Annotated in this window: 1 protein-coding gene; it reads left to right on the top strand. The window is 72.9% G+C overall.

Going from position 1 to position 22,626, the window contains the following annotated elements:
• Positions 1-4 precede the first annotated feature (4 nt).
• Positions 5-22,618, top strand: coding sequence for a hypothetical protein (locus ACIA8K_RS25755; protein WP_396063499.1), 22,614 nt, complete (start codon positions 5-7; stop codon positions 22,616-22,618).
• Positions 22,619-22,626 lie beyond the last annotated feature (8 nt).

The raw sequence follows: 22,626 nt of genomic DNA, 5'->3' as shown, positions 1-22,626 counted from the left end.
ACGAGTGGCGATCGAGGCTAACGACGAACTGGCGGGATTCCTCAAGTTCCTGTCGGGGGAGGACTTTCCCTCGGCAAACGAGGACCGCCTCTTCCGCATCGCCGAGGCCCATGCCACGGCCGCGGAGAACATCGACGCCTCGGTCGCGCTCTTCATCGACGGTGTGCAGGCCTACCGCCAGGGCATGGACGGCGGCACGGAAAGCGCGTTCGTCAGGGACATGGAGCAGCTCGTCCTGAACGACCCCGGATATCTCGGGATCGCCTCGAAGTACGTGTACCGGATGGGCGAGGCCTACCAGGACACGGCCACCACTGTGCAGTACGTCAAGCTGATGATCATCGCGGCGTTGGTCCAGCTGTTCCTGGAGTTCCTGATCGCCATCGCGATGGCCTGGTTCAACCCGGCCGCGGCGCTGGCCCGGATCGCGCTCATCGAGACGATCTTCAAATTCCTCTACAAGACGCTGCTGCGCCGCATCATCTGGGCGGTCGTCACCAGCCAGATCATCGGGATCGCGCTGCAGGTCGCGATGGACCTGTTCGTGCAGCTCTACCAGATCAAGGGGGCACACACCCGCAAGGAGATCGACCTCGAGCTGACCAAGGTCGCGGCCGAGATCGGGTCGCTCGGCGCGGCGATCGGGATGGGGCTGGGCGGCGTCTTCAACCTGCTCGACCGGCTGTTCAAGAACCTCGGCCTGGACAAGTTCCTGCCGAAGCCGGACACCGGCCCGAAGCCCGACACCAAGCCCGACGTAGTGCCCAGCCCCAAGCCGGACGTGGTGCCCGACCCCAAGCCGGACGTGGTGCCCAGCCCGAAGCCGGATCCCGCGCCGAACCCGCAGCCCGCACCGGTCCCGTCGCCCGGCCCGAAGCCGAATCCGAAGCCCTCGCCGGACCCCAAGCCGAGCCCGAATCCCAGCCCCGGCCCGAATCCGAGCCCGAATCCGAGCCGCTCCACCGCCGCCCCCGAGCCGCCGCCGTGGGCGCGGGACACTCGCGGGCCGATCAGCAAGTACGTCGGCAACGAGGTGACCACGGAGGCGCTCACCGAGTACCTCACCGAGGGCATGTACAACCTGATGACCGGCAACGGCTGGAAGGTCGGCTGGGGCGCGGCCGTGTCCGGCGCGGTCTCCGGCGCGGTAGGCATGGCCGGGACGTCCATCGGCACCGGGTTGCGCGGCGACGGCGACGCGACCGTCGTGACGAAGGAGACGCAGACACCGCAGGTCATCGACGACGAGCAGCTGCCCGCCTACCAGTCCGAGTACCCGGACTACGCGCCACCTGCCTACACCGAGACTGACGAGACCGGCGTCGATCCCGGAACCGGCCCGCAGAGCAGGCCCGCCGACACGCCTACCGGCCGTGGCGACGGCGAGACCGACACCGTGACCGGCCGTGCGGTGACACCGGACACCGGGACACCGCACACCTCGACACCGAGCCCGGACGCCGGCGGGCAGACCTCTGGCGACCAGCAGCAATCCACATCGGACCGTAGCGGTCAGCGGGCCGATGGCGTGACCTCCCACGACTCCCGGTCCGCGGTCACCCCACCGGCCGGCTCCGCGGCCGACAGCAACACCACAGGCAACCCCACGAACAGCGGCGGGGGTACGAGTGTCAGCGCGCCGACCAGCACCGGCGCGACGACAGGCGGCAACGACACCGTGTCGAGTTTCGGCGCCGCGCCTGACAACGGCGGCACACCGCACACCGGCACCATCACGGGTGTCAGCAACGCGCCGAACATCGGAAGCGCCACGGGCGCCGGCAACACACCGAGCAGCAGCGGCACCACGGGCAGCAGCAACACACCGAACAGTGGCAACACGTCCGGTAGCAGCAACACGCCAGGCGGCAGCAACACGGCGGGCAACAACAACGCGGCAAGCAACAACGCGGCGGGCGGCAGCAACACGGCCAACAGTGGCGGGCGCACCGGCACGACGGCGGCGCCGCAGCCAGTGACCACCTCGACCGGCAGCTCCACCACCTCGTCCTCGACCGGCAGCTCCACCACGCCGTCGTCGGCCAGCACGAACGGCACGACGCCGGGTACCGCGGCTACGCCTGCCCGCGTGCCGTCCTGGACGTCGCAGGGCCCACAGACCATCCAGCCCGCCACGCCCGCACAGTCCACTCCGGACGTCGCGGAGGTGCCGGCCAGTTCGACCCCCACGAAGGCCAGGAGCGCTCCCGAGCAGCGCACACCGGACCGGGACACGACTTCGGCCGAGGAGGCTCCCACCCGTACCCCCGAAGAGATCGTGGGAATTGTTCCTCCGCATGCGCCGTCGACCTGGACGCAGACGCAACTGCGCACGGAGCTGCAGAACCGGTGGAACGCGGCCGCGGGCGTCGGCGGCCCGGCCGGGCCGGCGGGTGACCGGACCGTGGGGGTGCTCGGCCCGGACTATCTCGGCATGCGCGCGGTGCCGCCGCGGCCGGCCGAGTTCGCCGCGATCGACTTCGACACGATGGAGACCGCGCAACGCGCGTCGTTCTTCGAGGCCGCGGATCTGGTGCGCGGACCCCTGACCGGGCCGATCCGACTGACCGGACGACCGGACACGGTGATCGAGACGACGAACGGCGCAACGATGCAGCGCCGCAACCCCGGCCGGATACGGACCGCGAAGACTGTGAAGATCCCGAGGCTCGCGCACTCGATCTGGCTCGGCGGGTCGCTGAACCCCACCAGCGCCAGCAAGGTGACCTTCCGGACGAACCTGGAGCACACGGCCGCGACATCCGGATTCGGGGTGGTGCTGTGGACGGACGTGACGCGCGCGCAGGTGCTTGCCGCGCAGCAGGCGGTGCCGAACACGCCGGAGCACACCGAGACCGCCGACGTGCGGGAGTTCGTGGCGTGGGCGGCGCAGCACCGGATCAGGCTTATCAATGTGGACGAGGTGTTCGCGGCGGAGACGCCGATGCGGCTGCAGGCGCCGTTCCAGGCGGAGCGGCACCGGGGGCTGCCGCTCGGGTACGGCGCGGCCAGCGACATCCTGCGCGTGGAGGCGCTGTACCGATTCGGCGGCGTCTACACGGACGGAGACAACCGGCTGACCACCAACCGGCCGGCCGACACGTTCACCGCGGCCGTGCGGACCGTCGCGAACTCGAACGTCGGGCTGGCGGTCGGCACCGAGCCGCCGAGCGGGAACCCCGGCGCCGTGCCGCGCGCGAGCAACGCGGTGCTGGTGTCGCCGGCGGGGCACCAGGGCGTGGCCGCCCTGCTGGACGTGATCAGTGAGAACTACGCGCACTCGCACCTTGAGAACATGTCCTACAGCATCGGCGGGAACCGGACCATCATGCCGCCGGGGGTCGCCCCCTACACCCGGGCCAGCGCCAGGGAGGATGTGATCTACCGGTCCGGGCCCACGGCCTCCGTGTTCATCGGACTCGCGCAGAGGCTGGGGCTCGCTCACCGGCGGGACCTGCCGCAGGTGCCCGTGACCCTGTTCGACGTCACCTACGGAAACAGCTGGCTGCCCGGTACCAATCCGATCGCCCCCAGGCCCTACACCCATGCGGAGACGCTCGACCTGGTTCTGAACGTCACGTCCGGGCTGATCTACCGCGCTCATGCGGAGGCCGGAACGCTCAACCTGGCTGCCGTGCGCGAGCTTGTGGAGAGCCACCAGAACCCGGCGATGATCTGGAACACGGTGCTCGGCTTCATCGCCGCCCAGCCGGAGCTGCGCGCCCAGGTCCGCGCGGTGACCACGCAGATGACCGGCGTGGGCGCGCCGGTGATCGGGCCGATGCAGCTGCCGCAGACGGCGCTGGCGCTGCTCGTACCCGACCTCGCCAACACCGCCACGGCGCCGCCGGGGGTCACGTGGGTGCGGCTGACCGCCCCGCAGCCGCCTGTCCCGCCGCCGGTGGTCCAGGCCTCCGTCACCGTCCCGCCGCCGGCGCCGGCCCCGGCCCCCACCGGGGTGGTCGTAGACCGCGTGCGTACCCCCGTGGTCTCTGATGGTCCTGATTGGACGGCGGCCCGAGCGGAGACGCCGCCTGTGGTGCGCCGGCACCGCTGGCTCGACCCGGTCTCCCGGCCGGGACGGGGCGGCACCGGCCGCTACCTGGTCGAGGCGCACTTCGACGCGCGGCCGGTGGAGACCGCCGGCGGGACGGTGATGGACCTGACCGTGCGCGTCTGGTACGGCGACGCGCCCGCCACCACCGCGGACACGGTGCACGCGTCCGCGCGGGACGGCGTGCGGCGATACCTGAACGAGCCCGGCTACCGGCTGCCCGGCAACGGCGAGCTGCTGCACGTGACGCTCGAGCGCGCGACCTCGCCCGAGGACGCGCACCTCGTCGTCGACCTGGTCGGCGGTGGCACCCGCATGCACCAGCACGCCTGGCACGCGGACGCGGACCCGGTCATCTACGCGCACGAGATCGGTCACCGGCTCGGCCTGCGTGACGAGAATCGGGACAGCACCGCCCCGCACCGCCCGCACGTGGCGGGCAGCCTGATGGGTGACCCGCACAGCGAACCCGACCCGTCCGGCCTGGCCCCGGACGAGGCCGACCAGGTGCGGCTGCTGACCCAGGGCGGGCTGCGTGACCGGCACCTGCACCTGATCGACCGGGTGATCGGCGATCTGACCGTCGCCGACCCGGAGTTCAGGACGACTCCGGCCGTGCCGCCGCGCGCGCCCGGCGACCCGACCGTGCAGCAGCTCGGCGACATGCTGCGACGACGCTGGCGTCCGGGCAACGGCGTGGGCGGGAACGCCGGTGTGGGCGGGGCGCGGACGGCCCGGAGCCTCGGACCGGACTACCTCGGCGTGCGCGGCGCGCCACCGCGCCCGGCCCATATCGGCGGGGTGAACACGACGGGGATGGCCGCGGCACGGCGCGCGTCCTTCTTCGCGCAGGCGCACCTGGGCCACGGCCGGCTCACCGCGCAACCGCGCCCGCGGGAGGACGCGACGACAGTGATCGAGTCGGCCGCCGGGCAGACCCAGCCGAGCCGCCGGTTCGGCACGTGGCTGCCGAAGCCGGTCCGCATCCCGCGGCTGTCCCACTCGATCTGGCTTGGCGGGCCGCTCGGGAACACGGGTGCGGCGCTCGAGTTCCGGCAGAACCTGGAGCAGACCCGGCAGAACTCCCGCTTCGACGTGGTGCTCTGGACGGACGTCACCCGCGAGCAGATCGTCGCGGCCCGGCAGAGCCTGCCCGGCACGGACGACGTGCGGAACTTCGTCGAGTGGGCGGACCAGCAGCAGATCCGCCTGATCAACGTGGGCGAGATCTTCCACGCGGAGGCGCCGATGCACCTCCAGGCGCAGTACACGGCCGAGTGGTCGCGCGGCGTGAAGTCCGCGTACGGGGCGGCAAGCGACATTCTCCGGGCGGAGGTGCTGCACCGGTTCGGCGGCGTCTACACAGACGGCGACAACACGCTCAACGGCGACCTCGACGCGGCCGTGCAACAGGTGGTGGACAGCGACAGCGGCCTGGCGATCGGCGCGGAGAGCACCACCGTGCCGGGCGCGGTCGGCCGGAACAGCAACGCGGTGCTCGTCACGCCGGCCTCGCACCCGAGCATCCGCGCCTACCTGGACGCGATTTCGCAGAACTACACCCGGGGCATGGAGGAGAACCAGTTCTTCGCCGCGGCGGGCACCGAGACCACGGCGCCGGACACGGTCACGGCGTACACCAGGGAGACCATGAAGCAGGACGTGGTCTTCCGCACCGGGCCGTCCCGCTCGCTGTTCCGGCAGCTGGCGACCGCGCTCGGTGTCGGCACTACGTCCGGCCTGCCGCGGGTGCCGGCGGATCTCTACACGGTCACGTTCTCGAACACCTGGCTTGCGGACACCCCGCCGGTGTCACGCCCGCACACGGCGGAGCAGACCCGGCAGCTCGTCACGCAGGTCACTTCCGCGCTGCTGTTCCGCCTGCACGCGGAGGGCGGCACGCTCAACCTCGCCCAGGTGCGCGACCAGGTCGACGTGCACCACGATCCGGCGCTGATCTGGACGTCGGTGCTTACCTTCCTCGCGGCACAGCCGGAGGTACGGGCGCGGGTGCAGGCCATCACCACCACGATGACCGGCCCGAACGCGCCGGTCCGGCCGCCGTTGACGCTGCCGCCGGCGGTAGAGGCGCTGATCCAGGACACGGTTCCGGCGCCCAGAGCGATCGCCGGGGTCCGCTGGGCCACGCTCCGCGACCCGGCCACCGTGGCACCGACCGCCGTGCCGCCGCCCGCGCCGCTTTCCGGGCCGCCACCGGAGCAGCTCATCATGCCGCCGCACGCGCCGGAGTCAGCGCCGCCGCCTGTGCCGTCATCGCCGGATGGCGCGTCGCCGGACGCGCCCGCGCCCGTCGTACCACCGTCGGCACCGGCAGTGCAGCTGCCGAAGACCGAGGCGCCGCTGGTCTCCGCGCCCGCGGACGGCGCCTGCCTGCTCTACTCCACGCTTGTCAGCGACCCCGCACTGGTCCTCGCCACGCTCCGGTCGCAGCTACCCGGACACCGCCTGCTGCATGACCCGGCCATGGTGGAATGGCTCAGCGACCCGGCGCGCGTTCGCGCCGACGTGGGCTACGCCGCCGCGAACCTCTCCACGCACGCCTGGCCGGTCCCCGCCGCGTCTCCGGCCGCCCGGGCCGCGAACGCGCTCGCCGACCTGGTAGCCCACCGGCTGCGGGACGACGCCGGGCTGCCCGCCGAGGTGGTAGCGGCCCGGCACATGCTTGCCGAGACATTCGGTCACGACGGCCGGGACACCCCGCGCGACGAGCTGCTCGCCGAGGTGCGCCGACTCGGCGAGGACCGGGTGACCGACGCGTCGCTGCTTGACGCGGACACGCTGCGGCAGAAGTACGCCGACGTGCGCCTGCGCGAGCTTCGCACCCGCAACCCGTGGGCGAGCGAGCTGGACGTGCAGCTGGAGGCCGCGTTCGGCCTGACGCTTCAGGAACAGCTGGACCACCTCGCGGCGTACAGCGAGCCGATCGCGCTCGACACGCTCGCCGACGACCGGCTGGCCGCGGAGCTGACCACCCGCCGGGCCGCGGCCGGGGAGCCGCTGACCGCCAGCGAACTGGACAGCCTGGAGGGCGCGGTGCGCGCCTGGCCGGCCAGCTGGGACACCGCGGTCGGCGAGTCGTTCCCGGCGCTCGTCGCGCATACGCTCGGCGTGCGCATGCAGCTCTTCGACAGGGAGAGCCGGGACCGGTCGGCGATGTTCGGCGTGGAGGACGCGCCGCCGCTCGTGTTGTTCCACAACGGCGCCGACCACTTCGACGGCAGCGCGGAGCCGGGCACCGCGCTGCCCCGGGCCGCCGCGGCCGATCTGGACGCCGACTACGGGCCCCCGGCCGATCCGCCGCCGGTCGCGGACGACACCGACCTGGTGCTGAACCCGCTCTGGTACCCGCTGGAGTCGTTCCCCGCCGCGGCGCTGCGCCCCGGACGCCGGCAGGACTGGCGGTACGTGGTCACCGAGGGCGGGCAGATCTTCGTCGGCGCGGCAGAGGTCGGCGCCGCGCTGCGCGACCGGGACTGGCAGCGGCTGCTGACCGGCATGCAGCGCGCCGACCCGGACCTGACCATGACCGAGCTGCGCGAACAGCTCGCCGGGGACTCGCTTATCGCCGCGGACTTCGACGCGACCGGCGGGCTGCGGACCCGCCCCGGCCGGACCGCCGGCGATCTGCGCTGGAACGGCAGGCAGAACAGGTGGGAGGTGTCCGGCGGATCCCGGGACACGGCCACCCGGGTGTCGCAGCGGTTCACGGCTCAACTCGGCACAAGCGTGGCGGTCGCGGAGATCGCCGACGGGCGTACCCGCGTCGATTTCGCCGAGGGATCGTCCAACCTGGACCAGGCGGGCCGCCGGCGGGTCGAGGAGCTGGTCGAGGTCGCGGTCCGGGAGGCGGAGCGCAACTGGTCGGCGGCCGTGCCCCGGCCGATCGTGATCCGGGTCGAGGGCGGCGCCAACGCGTTCTTCTCACTTCGCGCCGGGCAGGCCCGCGCGGACCGGATCCGGCAGGTCGCCGAGGAGACGCTGTCCCGGCAACTGGCCGCGCGCGGCATTCCGCGTGCGATGGTCACGGTCCGGGCAAGCTCGCGCGGTGACGGGCCGTCGCTCGCGCCGCACCTGCCCCGCCGCGGCCCGGCCCGGGGTGCGGACCGGCGGCAGGCCGCGCTCTGGATCCAGCAGGGCCCGCCGGTCGCCGCCGACTCGACGCTCGCCGCCGTGCGTGAGGCGCTGCGCGGCGACGGCACGCTGACCACGCTGACCCGGGACCCGGACGGCGGCTGGCTGGCCGGCGGGCGGCGGCTGGACATCGCGCCGGCACCGGGCCGTACCGACGGGTTGATGCTGCTCACGGCCGCCGAGCGGACGCTGCTGGACGCCCACGCGCTGCGGTCGGCGTCGGTGCCGGTGATCGTGCACGCCGCCGGGCGGCACGTGCTGGTGCCGGTCACCGCGCCGGACGGCAGCCGCATGCAGGCCCGGCTCACACCTGAGCAGCTCGCCGAGATCATCGCGGACCGGACGCCAGGTGACGCGACGATCGCGCTGCTCTCCTGCGCGACCGCGTCAGTGGAGAGCGGCTTCGCCCGCCGGCTGGCCGCCGCGACCGGCCGTGACGTGATCAGCCCGCAGGGCGACCTGGTGGCAGGCGCGCCCGGCTCCCCGGCCCCGATCACCGTGGACGGGCGCCCGTGGCTGCTCTTCACGCCGGATGCCGACGACGGCTGGGACCTGCTCAACGACATTGAGGCCTTCGACGGGTACGAGGCCCGCGCGCCCCGCCCCGGTGAGACCCGGGGCGGCGTGCGCCTGGGCCGGCACGTGGACGCGGCCCGCGCGGTCCTGGCCGCCGCCGGAGCGCACCCGGAGGTGGACGGCGAGGTCGAGACCCTTATCGACGACCTGCGCACGCCGTCCGCCAACCGGTCCCGCACGGATCACTTGGCGCGCCTGGCCGCCACCTACCGCACCCACCGGGACGTGCAGGCCATCCGGCGGTACGCGGAAGTCCTCCACCGGATGACCGCGTTCGAGACGGACCTGGCCCGGGAGTTCGGCGAGTCCCTGCTCCCGTCGATCGCCGACGACCTCCGCGGCGCCTTCGCGGACGCCCGGGTCGCGACCGAGATCATCGCGCTCGACACGCATTTGACGATGCGCCGCGCGGACGCGGACAGCGCGATCCGTGACCTCGCGGTGCGGGGCGGCACGCCGGAGGCGATGGAGGCGGCCGCCGTCGAGGCCGGGCTGCTGCCGGACCCCGCCGACGCGCACGCGTGGGACGGCGCGGCGGAGTCGCTGCGGCTGTTCCTGACCGCCGGCCTGGTGACCGAGGCGCTGCCGGCGGATGTCCCGGCGGAGTTGCAGCCGACGCTGTCCGACGTGTTGCTGCCACCGCTTCCGGTCCTGCCGTCCGAGTTCGACCCGGACGAGGCCCGCTCGATCACCGACACCGAGTCCGGCAGCGATTCGGACTCCGATGTGGACTTCGACGAGGGCCCGCCGCCGCCCGCGCTGCGCGGCGACCCGGCGATCGTGTACCCGCCGGCCGGATCCAGGCTGCCGAGCGTGGAGATCGCCATCGAGACCCGGGCCGCGCTGCATCGTCTGGACCGCGTCTTCGCACCCCGCGCCCGCCGGGCCGCGCAGGCCGCCACCGAGGCCCGGCGGGCGCTCGACGACCGCGCCCGGATCGTCACCGCCGACGACGCGCTCGCGCTCGGGCAGCGCCGCGACACCGCGGCCGAGGAACTGACCGCCCGCACCGCAGTGCTTGACGATGCACAGCGGGCGCACACCGTGACCGCCGAGACGCTCGCGGCGGCGGAGACCGCGCTCGCCGAGGCGGACGAGGCCGTGGCCGTGCTCGTGGACGTGTCGGCTCTCGACGCCGACCTGGAGTCGGCGGTCACGCGCCTGCGCCAGATCGCCGAGGAACGCGAGGCCGTGGAGAAGCGGCAGGTGGAGGTCCGTGACGGCCTCCTCGCGGACGGCCTCGACGCCGACGGCCGGACGGCGCTGATCGCCGAGCGCAACGGCCTGCTGCGCCGTCACGCCCTGCTCGGCGCCGAACGGATCACGCTCGAACGGAAGGAGACAGTGCTGCGGACCGTGCGCATCCAGCGCGGCCGTGACCTCGACGCCGCCGTGGCGTACGCGGAGCACCTGCGCGCGGACTGGGACATGCTCCACACCGAGACGACAGGCCTGCAGGCGCTGCTGGACCAGGCGCGGGCCGGCCGGGACGACGCCCACCAGACCTTCGCCGACCTCGACCGGCAGGTCCGGGCACTGGACCGGGCGCTTGCCGAGGTGCGCGCGGAGTCGGAGCGAGCCGACCGCCACGCCCGGGACGAGGCCGCCCGGGCCCGGGAAGCACGCCGGGCGCTCGCCGAGTGGCGGGCCTACGCGGGCCGGACGCCTGATCTGACGGTCTTCGGCCCCCGCACCGGCGAGGCCGGACAGCACAGCCACCTCGGCTACAGCCACGAACGGTTCCTCTCCGAGGAGACCGCGGCGGACGTGCGGGCGCTCGTCGAACGCGCGGCCGCCCCGCACACCCGCTGGACCGAGCGGCCGGACATCCAGGCGGACATCGCGCGGCTGACCACTGCCGAGGCGCTGCGCGGCGACCTGCCGTCGGAGACCGGCACGCACGGATCCACCCACATCGCCGGAACCGGCCCGGACGCGCTGCGGATCACGCTGCACGCCACGCTCACCCGCGTCGAGGAACGGGACCTGCTGCCCGCCACACCGCCGCACGCGGTCAGCCAGGGCGAGAACCGCAAGTTCCAGGACGTGGCGGTACGCCACGGCACGTCCGGCGCGAACTACCGGAACCTGCCGGTGCCGGTACAGCACTTCGCCGGGCTCGGCGCGGAGAACGCGGCCCGGGTCATGAACATCTCCGTCGTACCCCGCGTCACGCACAACCAGCAGCAGCGCGCCGTCACCACCGAGGTCGGGTCCGCGCACGGCATGCTCGAGAAGCTTCGCGAGCCCGGATACGGCCACCTGTACACGGTGGAATGGTCGGTGACTGTCACACCACTGACCGGGACCGGCGGCACGCCGAGCCCGGAGACAGTCACCGGCCCGGTCACTGTGTTCTTCCCGGAGCACATCGCGATCCCGGACCCGCCCGACGACCCGGAGACGTTACCGACGCCGCAGCAGCTGCGCGACTATCCGATGGCGCTCGACGCGCTGCACGACCCGGGCGAGACCGGGCCGCGCGTGCTGCGGGAACTGGCCGGGCTGACCCGGGCCACACTCGGTGAGCAGGCACAGCGGACCGTGCTCGACTTCGCCTCGCACGGCAACCTGCACGCGAACCTGCCGATGCTGCGCACCGACGGGCTGCTCTCCGACCCGATCTCCGACGCGGACGGCAACCCGATCGGCGTGCTCCGCCTGCGGATGACTGTCGTCCCGGACGCGCACAGCCGGGTGGTCACCCGGTCGAAGAACAACTCGCTCGAGTTCATCGACGAGTCAGCGATCGCCGAGGGCGGCACGTTCCGGCTGCAGAACGCGGGCGATCTGCCGCTGACCGGCGGCGTCACGATGACCACCGCCACACCCGAACAGACGCTCAAGTCCGGCACGTTCTGGGGCGGCAACCTCTCCGCGACGCTCGGCCGCGGCGGCGGCGTCGCACACGGCGCGGACACTGTCGCGGACTCCTACATCGGCCGCGGCTTCCGGTCCGGCGAGGACCACCACACCGGCGGGCCGCGCGCGGCAACAGTCGCGGACGTCGGCGTGCGGTGGACGCTCGAACTGCTCACCGCGTCCGGCGCCGACCCCACGCCGGCCACCTGGGACGGCGCCGCGGACGGTCACGGCGCCCGCGTCCGCTGGCTCGACTACGAGCTCGCCGGCCCGGACCCCGGCCTGCACCCGCCGGCCGGCATCGTCGACGGTGACGGGCCCGGCATGGCCGTGTTCCGCAACTTCGACGCGGGCACCGCGGACGGCGCGCTCACCACCTACCTGCGCGAACACGGATATCTGCCGCGGGCCGGCACCGGTGACGACCTCCAGCTGCGCAACCTGCACCGGCTGCGGCTCGTCACGTCCGGCACGTTCCGGTCCGTGACGCTCGGCCAGCTGCGCGGCGAGGGCAACTGGGTCACGTTCGACAAGACCACCCCGGCCGGCGTACAGCGGATCGCGGTCCGGTTCGTCATCCCCGGCCCGGCCACCGCCACCCATCGGGGCAGCACCAGCGGCATCGGCATGCTCATGTCCGCGGACTCGTTCTTCCGGATGGGCGCGGTCCGGTCCGTGTTCAGGTCGATGCGTGCCTCACTCGACGGCGCGCTCAACATCCCGCTCCGCTCCTGGTGGCCGTCGTCGCCGCTGAGCAACCTGACGATCAGCGGCACCCCGCACGGCCGGACCCTGCAGGACACCATAACGGCCGCGAACACGCAGGTCGTGGCGCATCAGACGCTCGTCGACACGGAGGAGGCGATCCACCGGTTCGACCTGGACATGACCATGGACATCGAGGTGTACGGCGAGAGCGACACAGTACCCGGCTGGGCGCACCGCGACGAGGCGGTCTCGGTCGAGGCCTGGGTGCCCGACATGCGCGTCACCGACACCGCACCGGCCCCGCGCGCCCCGCTCACCTCCCGCCCCGTGACCGACGGTGACCTGCAACTGCTCACGCACGCGCCGACCATCCCGCGCCTCGGCGGCATCACCTCGGTCCGCGGCAGCGCCGCGCTCAACACCATGCTCGGCGGGCTGGCACACGACCAGTTCGCGACATGGGCGAGCCGGGCACTGCCGTCGCTGATCGGCGGCCGGTGGCCCACGCTTATCGGCGCGAACCCGGGCCTGCCCGCGAGCGCGTCCGCGCAGGCCCGGCGCGCGCTGGCAAGCGAGGAACGGCAACTCGGCGAGATCGCCACCGCGCTGAGCAGCGCGGTCGTCTCCGAGAACGTGTTCCAGCCCGGGATGGCCTCCGACGCGGAAGGCCGGTTCGAGGTGCAGGCGTACATCTCCGGAACCCCGGTCTACGTCCCCCCGCGCACCACCGAGGCGCACACCGCGTACGTGGAGGACGGCCACTCCCGCATCGGGGCCAGCACGTTCACCCGGACCGACGAGGACGCCACCGACCGGGCGATCGCGCCGAGCCTGGCGCACCCGCTCGCCACGCCCGCGCTGACGGTCCGGCGTACCGTCCGCGAGCGGGACATCGACACGTCAGTGCTCTCCGGCCGCGACTACCGGGTCAACAACTACTCCGCCGAGGTGCACACGATCCGGATCCCGATCACCATGATCGGCGCGTTCACCGGAAGCGCCCGTAACGTCGTCAGCAGCATCGCCGCACTGCCCTCGAACACCGACCTCGGACGACAGTGGAACCTCGCACCGGAGAACGAGTCCCGGGCCGCCCTCGACGTACCGGACGGGATCGAGGTGGTGGTAAGCGTCATGGACCTGGCCGCGATCCAGGACGCGCTGGAGACGACCTGGCCGCGGACCACCGACCTGACCGCGATCACCGCCGCCGACGGGCAGCCGCACCCGTGGGCCACCCCGGGCGAGTTCATCCGCGGCCTCCCGGCGGACCTCGCCGCGCAGGTCGCCGAGGCCCGCACACTGCTGCCCCCGCCGCCCGGCGCGACACCCTTGGCCACCGCAGCCCCGGTCTACCCGCCGCGCCGGATCGCCGAACGCCGCGGCCTCGGCACCGCCTCCGTCATCGACGTGACCGCGCCACCCCGCCGGGGTCTCTACCTGTCCGCGCTTGACAGCCTGGAACGCGCGGTACCCGGCATCACCCGGCCCGGCCACAACAGCTACGGCCCGCAGGTGCTCGCCTGGCTGGCCAAACGCACCTCGGTGAACGGCCTCTCCAGCGTCATCGCCCGGTACTTCAGCTCCGGGACCACCGGCGCGCACGCGGTCATCGACAGGTACACGATCCCGACCACGCACAACGGCGGCGCGGTCATGGTCACGGTAAGCGTGCTCGCCCGGCAGATCCAGGACCAGAACCAGAACGACATCTTCGGGTACGGCCAGACCGGCGCCGGGCTCGAGACGCACGGCATGGACGTCGGCACCCGCACCCGGGGCGTCCAGCGCGCCCGGGACTGGACCGCGCGCCTCGGCGGGCCGATCACCGCACCCGCGGACTCCACCGGGCGGGTGCGCACGGCCGGCGCCGTCGGCACGCTCGACGGGCAGAGCCAGCGCACCCGTGGCGTCGCACGGTCGGCCCGCACGGAGACCCGGTCGGTGGCGAAGTCGTCCGGGGACCTGGCGCGCGCGGCGTACCCGCTTGAGCTCGCGGTCGACGTGGACGTCGTACCGCTGAAGGACTGGATCCTCGCCTGGATCGTCCCGGCCGCGTTCGCGGGCCTGAAGACCCAATGGGACGCGATGCTCGACCGCCCCCGCCCGGAGCGGCAATGGCTGCCCGGACGCGCGGTCATCGAGTTCGAAACGTCGGAGGGCACGCCGCATCCGCTCGCCGCCGACGGCCCCGGCCAGGTCACCCCGGCCGCGATCCTCACCGGCGACGGCCCGCACGACGTGCACGGCATCGCCGTCGGCACACCGCCGCCCGGGACGTTCACGCTTGACCAGATGCGCGCGCTGCACCCGTCCGGCGGCCTGCGGCCCGGCTTACGGGTCAACTGGTTCAGCGGCACGACGCTGCTGCCGGACGCGGCCGGCCGGGTGCTGCCCGGCTTCGACCCGGTGGAGCTTGCCGACTTCCTCGGCGGCGAGACCGGCGGCGGCAACACGCACGCGCTGCTCACCGAGGGCGGCGTCACGCACACGTTCCTGAACACGTCGCTCGGCCCGCAGTTCCCCGGCACGCTCTCCGTGCGCACGATCGCGGCCTCGCCGTGGCGGACCGCCGAGGACCTGCACACCGGGCCGGACGCCGCACCGTTCACGATCGGCGAGAACACGCCGTCGGTGCTCGAGGAGTTCCACGTCACCGGCGCGACGACCAGCACGTTCACCCGGCAGGAGCGGCGGCTCACGCTCGGCTTCGCGCCACTGGTGTCGATCAACTCGGCGCCGCGGCAGACCCCGACCGAGGGCGACGACCCGCTCCACGGCGTCGCGCCGCACGAGCAGCACTACACGAACCTGACCATCCTCGGCGTCTCGTTCATCGGCTCCTCGGCCCGCGAGGCCGGCTCCTCACAGCGATGGGTGGACCTGCGCGCCAAACGGATCGCACCCGCGAAGAAGGGCGACGGCACCGCCGAGACCCACCCGGTCGTCACCCGCTCCCGTGACGTGCTCCTCGAGGTGACCGGCGAGTCCCCGAGCCTGGCCGACATGGTCAGACGCGCCGGGATCTCGGTGCGCGGCGCGATCGGCGAGACCGCGCGCTGGGTCGGCGACCGCCGCCTGCCGCTGGTTGACGGCGTGGCCCGCACGGTCAGCGGCTGGGCGGACGCCGACGGCACGGCCACGGACCTGCCGGTACAGAGGCGGACGGTGCTCGTCGCGGCCACGGTCGAGGCCCGCATCCCCCGCGACGACGCGACACCGAGCGAGCCGGTCCCGGCCGGACTCCACCTGCGAGGCGCCGATGACCCCGCCGTACCGGCCGAGCGCGACCCGATCGAGGGCTGGACGATCGTCTCCGGGCGGGGACAGGACGCGGCGGGTGTGCCACTTGCCGGCGGCCGGACCGCCGCGGAGGTGCTGACCGCGCTGGACCAGGCCGGGGTGGCCCGGGACACCGGCGTCGTGCTGGCCGGCGCGAGCCCTGCTATGGCCCGCGCGCTCTCCCGGCTGCGTACCGGCCCGGTGCTGGTCACCGAGGCCCCGATCGGCGCCGAGCAGCTGACCGGCGACCGGCTCGCGGCCACGCTCGGCGCGGAGGCGACCTGGACCGCCTACCGCGACGGCGAGCCCGAGCAGACCCGGACCGCGAACCTGACCGACGCGATCGCGGCGCTCACCCCGGAGGCGGACGAGCACGCCGTTATGGCACTCACCGCGGAGGGGGACGAGCAGGCGCTCACCCCGGAAGGGGGCGATCGCGCCGCCGGGGTGCCGGACCGTACCGGATGGACGCCTGTCGGCGAACCGGAACCCGTCGACATGCTGCTGCGCGAACACCCCCGCCTGACCTCGATCAACGACGGCGGCGACGACCCGGCCAACTGCGTGCTGGCCGCGATCGCTGTCGAGATGCAGATCCGCGACCGTGACCGGGAGACCTACACGGCGCCGCCCTCGGTCGCCACCGAGGTCGGCGTGCTCGCCTCCTGGGCGGACCGGCCACTTGTCGAGGTGGCCGGCCTGGACACCGTCGCGGACGCGCTCACCGAGATCGGCGCACGCGGCGTGGTCGTGGTCAACGGCCGCCGCGGCGAGGTGGCGCACGCGTTCAACGCGATCCGGGTCGCACCCGGGCCGCACGGCGTGGCGTTCTTCGACGGGCAGAGCGGCGAGCGGGCCACCGCGCCGGCCGCCCCGGCCCGCGTCCGATTCCTGCCCACCACGGACGGCGTCGACCTGACCCGGCTGGAGCGCACGCCCGCACCCGCCGACCCGCAGTCCGGCGAGGACGTGGCCGGGATGAAGCGCCGCGCATCGCAGACGGATACCGACGAAGCGAACCGGAAGCAAGCCCGTGGCTCCGCACCGGTGGCGGCGTCGCTGCGCGACCACACCACGCTCTGGCAGCAGGCACACGCCTCGGTGGTGGCGGACCTCAACGCGGGCGCCGCCGGCCGGGCCTCTGACACACACGTCAAGACCGTGATGACGGCCGCGATGCTGTTCAAATCGCACAACGCCTCGTTCATGCCGCTCGACCTGGAGGCGTCGAACCCCCGCCAGATCAACCCGTACGACCTGCGCAACCCGGACCTCTACTACCGTTCGCAGGACAAGAGCTCCACGCTTGGCATCGCCAAGAAGGTGGGAACGGCAGGCCGGCCGGACACCGTGATCGACGAGGTGTTCGGCGACGCGCTGCGGAGCCGGGGCAACGCGCAGGTGCCGTCAGCCACCGGATCGGGCGCCGGTCCGCTGCGGGGGTCCGCCGGTCTGCGCCCCACCAACAGCGCGCTTGTCGGCAATCTGATCACCACGGACGGGTTCCGTAACCACGGCAACCCGCTCGGCGTGGGCGGCGCGCCCGGTCCGGGAACCGTCACCGCACAGAACATGCGGGACGCACTCGACGGCCTGGGGGCGCTTCTGCGCGACACGGGCATCGGCCGGAACATCGCGCCGGACCACACGTTCGTCGACCACCGGATGCAGCGCTCCCGGAACATCGCCACGTCCCTCGCCGATCGGCTTTCTGACGGGCTGACAAACATCACCGTCGCGCACAACGGCCGGAACCCGAACCTCACCATCGAGCTGACCGCGCTGCGGTCCGTCGACGTCATCGGAACCGGGCTGGACAAGACCCGGGTGGTCGAATGGCTCCAGGTCTACCTCGCCGGGCTCACCACACAGATGGCGGCTGCGGCCGGCCTGCCGTTGCCGCTGCAGATCCGGCAGAGCTTCGGCTTCATAGACTCGACAGTGGCCGACACCGGCCCGTCGATCCGATTCTCCCCTGGCGGCGAGCCACCGGAGTTCATGCTCGTCGTGGAGGCGGCGATCCGGCGGCTGGACCGCGACCTTCCCACGCTCACCGCGGATCTGGAAAACAAACAGAAGCGGACGCTGCGCAACAACGGTACGTGGAACCTGGCCGCAGGCGACAAGAAGTACCTCGGCTGGGCCGCCGCGGTCGTCGCCGCGAACGGCCCGAACCCGCTGAGCACGTTCGTCTCCTGGATCAGCACGACGAAGGGCGACAAATTCCTTGGCGAGCGGCAGGACCAGAACGTCCTGCGCGATCCGCGCACCAGGAAGCTCGACGAGGCCCGCACCCAGGCGCTCCGGACGATGCGGGACAGCGCCGCAGCACCCGCGGAGCAGGGCGACGTCATCGCTTCCCTGCGCCTGGCGGTGGCGCAGGCCGCGGCCGAGGACACACGGCTCCCGGTCCAGGACGATCTCGACAACGCGATCGTCTTCACCGGCCTGCTGCTTGAGCAGTACGCGGACCTGCCCGGCGGCCCACCCGTGTTCGGGGCCACGGCCCGGTTCGCGGTCGACCTGGTCAACGCCGCGACCACCCGGGCCGCGGTCGCGCTCGACGAGTCCGGCGCGCAGACGCCGCACGATCGGGCGCTGCGGCACCTTGAGCTGCGCAACGCGGCCGAGGACCTGATCGACGCGGGCACACTCCTGGCAGCGGTCCTTGACGCGTACCCCGCCCGCCGGCCGGACGAGGAGAGCACCGCGGCGGTACGGCGGCTCACCGGCAACAACCGGGCCACAGTGCACTACACCTCCAGCGGCATGCAGGCCATCCACGCGGCAGTGCTCACGTCGACCGCGCCCGCCACCGACCTGCTTGTCGACGCGGACGCCTACTTCGAGGCGGCCGAGAAGTCGAAGGGGATCATCGAGCGGAAGGGCGAGATGACGTACACCCGGGTCCGGGTGTCCGACACCGCGCCGCTCGCCACCACGATTTCCGCGCTGCCTGCGGGCACGCAGCCCGGCGCCGGCACGACTCCCGTGCCGGCGACAGGTGTACACGACATGCGGGTGATCGACACCACCACCTACGGCGACCCGCTCGGCCTGGAGGCGCTGCGCGACTCGGACGCACTGCGTGCCGCCGGCACCGGCCAGCGCATCGCGGTCGTCGCAAGCCTGCTGAAGTACTACCAGCTCGGCGCGGACCAGGCGGCACAGGGAGTGATCGTCGATCTGGACCCGGTCAAGGACGCGACCCCGCCGGTCCCGGCCATGGTGCCGAACGTGCGGCAGTTCCTGTCCATGCTCAACGACCTGCGCGCGGCCGACTCGATCCGGTTCGACGAGAGCATCCAGCCGTACCTGCCCGCGATAAGCGAATTCGTGTTCGGCGACGCGGCGGTCCCGGGCGACTCCGCGTTCCCGGCGGACCAGGCGTCGGCCGAGAACGAGGCCACCCGTACCGACGTGATCGCCCTGCTGTCGCTGTTGGACGGGCTCGGCGTCGCCGAGGAGACGATCCGGGCCGTCCTGACGCACGCCGGGCCCGGTCAGGTGACGTTCTCACACGCCGCCTACCAGTCCGCGCTCCACGACCGTCTCGACGCGCTTCTGCACGCGATGGGCCGGCCCGCGCTGCCCCGGCCGTCCACCGCACAGCCGGCGGTCACGGTCGAGGCCGCCACGATCGACGATCTGATCGCCAGGTCCCTGGTCTACGGCGAGGACTCGGACACCGAGATGGAGGACGCCGCCGCGGGTGTCGCGGACCGGCCCGGCTGGCAGCCGATCGGCTCCCCGGACGCGGTCGCCCGGCTCGTCGCGGAGAATCCACGGCTGCCGCAGGTCAACGCGCCTCGTGACGAGGGCGGCGAATACCTGACCAACTGCGTGTTCGCCTCGATCGCCACCGCCCACACGCTTCTGGAGCCGGACGGCGTCCGGTACCTGGCGCTGCCCTCGGCCGCCACCGACGTGTCCCTGCTCGCGGACTGGGCCGGCACCCCGCTGCGGGAACTGCCCGGCGACGGTCTCGTCCCGGCGCTCGACGCGGCGCTGACCACAGTCGGCGCGCACGGCGTGCTTGTCCTCAACGGACGCGCCGGCGGGCCCGCCCATGCGATCACCGTGGCCCGGGTCGCGCCCGGCCCGGACGGCCTCGCGTTCTACGACGGCCAGTCCGGCCGGCAGGCCACCGCGCCGGCCGGCCCGGCCCGGATCCGCTTCCTGCCGGTCACCGCCGGCATCGACCTGGCCGCGCTCGGCGATGTGGCGGCGGGGGAGGCCCGGGACACGGCCGGCATGTACCAGAACACGGCCGGCCCGCGAGGGCTGCAACGCACGGCGTCGGCGGCCTTCAGCGACGACGGCGATCCGCGCGACACCCAGCGGCTCCGCCAGGGCAGCCCGGCCACCACCTCCGACATGGACGTCGACCAGGATCCCGCCGCTGATCCCTGGCCGGAGTCCGCCACCGAAGAGGAGATGGCGGAGACCTATCGCCTGGAGGAGCACGGCGCGTTGTCCCGGACGGCGATCGCGGCCGCCGCCGCCGACCTCCGGAGCATCCCGCCGGTCACCGGTGGGCGGCTGGACGAGCGGGTCAAGACCGTCCTGGTGGCGGCGATGGCGTTCAAGGCGCACAACGCGTCGTTCATCCCGCTGGACGTCCAGTCCGCGGAACGTCGGCAGGTGCAGGCGCTCGAGTATCCGGTCGCGGACAAGTACTGGCGGTCGCAGGCACACCACCCGATCGCGAAGACCGCGTCCGCAGCCACGCCGCTCTCCGACCCCGACAAGAAGATGGATCAGGCTTTCCTGGCGGAGATGAAGAGGCGCGGCGATGCCGGCCAGCTGAAGGAGCCCGGCACCCAGCGCGGCACCGGCGCACGCCCGAACAACCTCCGGGTGCTCGCCGAGGTCAACCGGAAGCAGTTCCTCGCCTTCGCCGAGAAGGTCGGCGACCAGGAGCCTGTTCCGGCGCCGGACCCGGGCACGCTCGACATCGTCGCCCGCGGGCAGGCGCTGACCGAGGCGCTCGCCCACCTGGTGGCCGTCACCACGCCGGCCCTCACCTCGGGCGGGGCGTCTACCGACGGCATGTCCTACATCGACCGCCGGGTCGCTTACTCCCGCGCGGTCGCCACGGAGCTCAACCGCCGGTTCGCGGAAGGGCCGGATCTGACGAGCGTGCGCGTCCGGGACAACGGCCCGAACCCGAACGTCTCGGTCTACCTGCACACCCTCGACAGGTACACCGAGGCACGCGACACGCGGATCGCCGAGCGGCAGGCGGAGATCAAGGCAGACAAACTCGACAACGCGGTGAGGATCAAGAAGAAGGACTGGGCCGACCTGGACCGGATGTCCGAGTGGCTGCAGGTCTACCTCGCCGGCCTGACCACCTCGATGGCGGCCGCGGCCGGTGTGCCGCTGCCGCTGCAGATCCGGCAGAGCTTCGGCTTCGTCGACTCGACTGTCGCGGACACCGGCAGCTCGATCCGGTTCTCCCCGGGCAGCGAGCCGCCGGAGTTCGTGGCGATCTTCGAGGCCGCGGTGCGCCGACTCGACACGGAGCTGCCCGCGCTGCTCGACCGGCTCACCCCGATCGCTGACGTGCCGAACGGCCCGGACGACTTCAACGCGTACGGCGCGTGGCACTCGGACAGCGGCGACAAGAAGTACGCCGGCTGGGCCAAGGCGGTCACGCTCACCGCCGGGCCCGGCGACGGCAACACGCTGATGCAGTTCCTCACCTGGGTCACCGGCAACAAGACCGAGGACCTGTTCGGCAGGACCGACCGCATGTCCCAGTTGGCCGGCCTGCTCGACGACGCCGCGACCGCGCTCGGCGACGCACCGGTGACCTACGCGGACGAGGCCGCCCGCCAGACGTTGTGGGACGCCGCGGCGGCGGCGGGCACGGCCGGGCTGCCGGTCGTCGACCATCTGGACGACGCCGCCATGGTGGCCGGCAACCTGCTGCGCACCGCGGTCGAGTCCGGGGCGGCCGCCTTCACCGTCCGCGCCAACGAGTTCCCCAGAACCGTCGCATTCGCCCTGGACCAGCTCGAGACGGTCGTAGAGGACGCGACCGCCGCCGCCTACGAACTGGTGAACGGGCCGACCGGGACCTGGGAGCGCGCCGAGGCGCACGTCCGGCTGCGGAACGCCGCCGAGGACCTCATCGACCTGACGATCCTGCTCGGTGCCGCCGCCTACGTCGATCCCGGCCGGCAGCCTGCCGATTTCGCCACCCGGCTGGTCCGGAACGTGCTCGGGCCGCAGAGCCGGGCGGAGGTGCGCTTCCACGACAGCGGGATGCAGGCGATTAACGCCGCGATGCTCGCCGCGCCGGCCCGGAAGCCGTTCGTGGAGGCCGACCCCGACGTCTACTTCGAGGTCCCGATGTACACCGCGAAGATCTTTCAGGGCGACGGTACGACCGTCCGGATCTCCGACGCCGCGCCGCTCGACATCGCGCCACCCGCGACCGGCCCGGCTCGCGACGTGCTGGCGCAGGCGGTCGAGGAGGAGGTGTGGGTCGTCGACCTGACCGCGGCCGGTGACGTCTTCAACCCGGGCCTGCTGCGACGGGTGGCCGCGCTGGGCCGGCCGAACCGCCGGGTGCTGATCGCCGCCAGCCTGGTGAAGTATTACCAGCTCGGCGCGGACTATCTCGCGCAAGGTGTCGTCATCGACCTCAACCCGCCCGAGCAGCCGCAGCCGTTCGCCGTAGCCGGAAGTGCGACAGTGCCGAACGTCCGCCAGTTCCTGTCGATGCTCGACGACCTGCGCGTCTCCGGCGACATGCGGATCCCGACGGTGCTGCACCGGTACGCCGCCGCCATGATCCGGTTGCTCGACGCCGCCCCGGACAGCCCGGAGCAGGGCCTCGCCGAGGTGCGGCAGTTCCTCCGGAGCCTGGGCGTGGACGAGAAGGAGATCCAGCAGCTCGGCGCGGAGACCGGCGGCGAGACCTATCGGGACAGGCTACGAGCCCTGCTGGATCGCCTGAATAATCCGCGTTGAACTCCGTG

Source organism: Catenuloplanes sp. NPDC051500 (genome assembly GCF_044454585.1).
Lineage (GTDB): Bacteria > Actinomycetota > Actinomycetes > Mycobacteriales > Micromonosporaceae > Catenuloplanes.
This window is presented reverse-complemented; position numbering and strand designations above follow the sequence as displayed.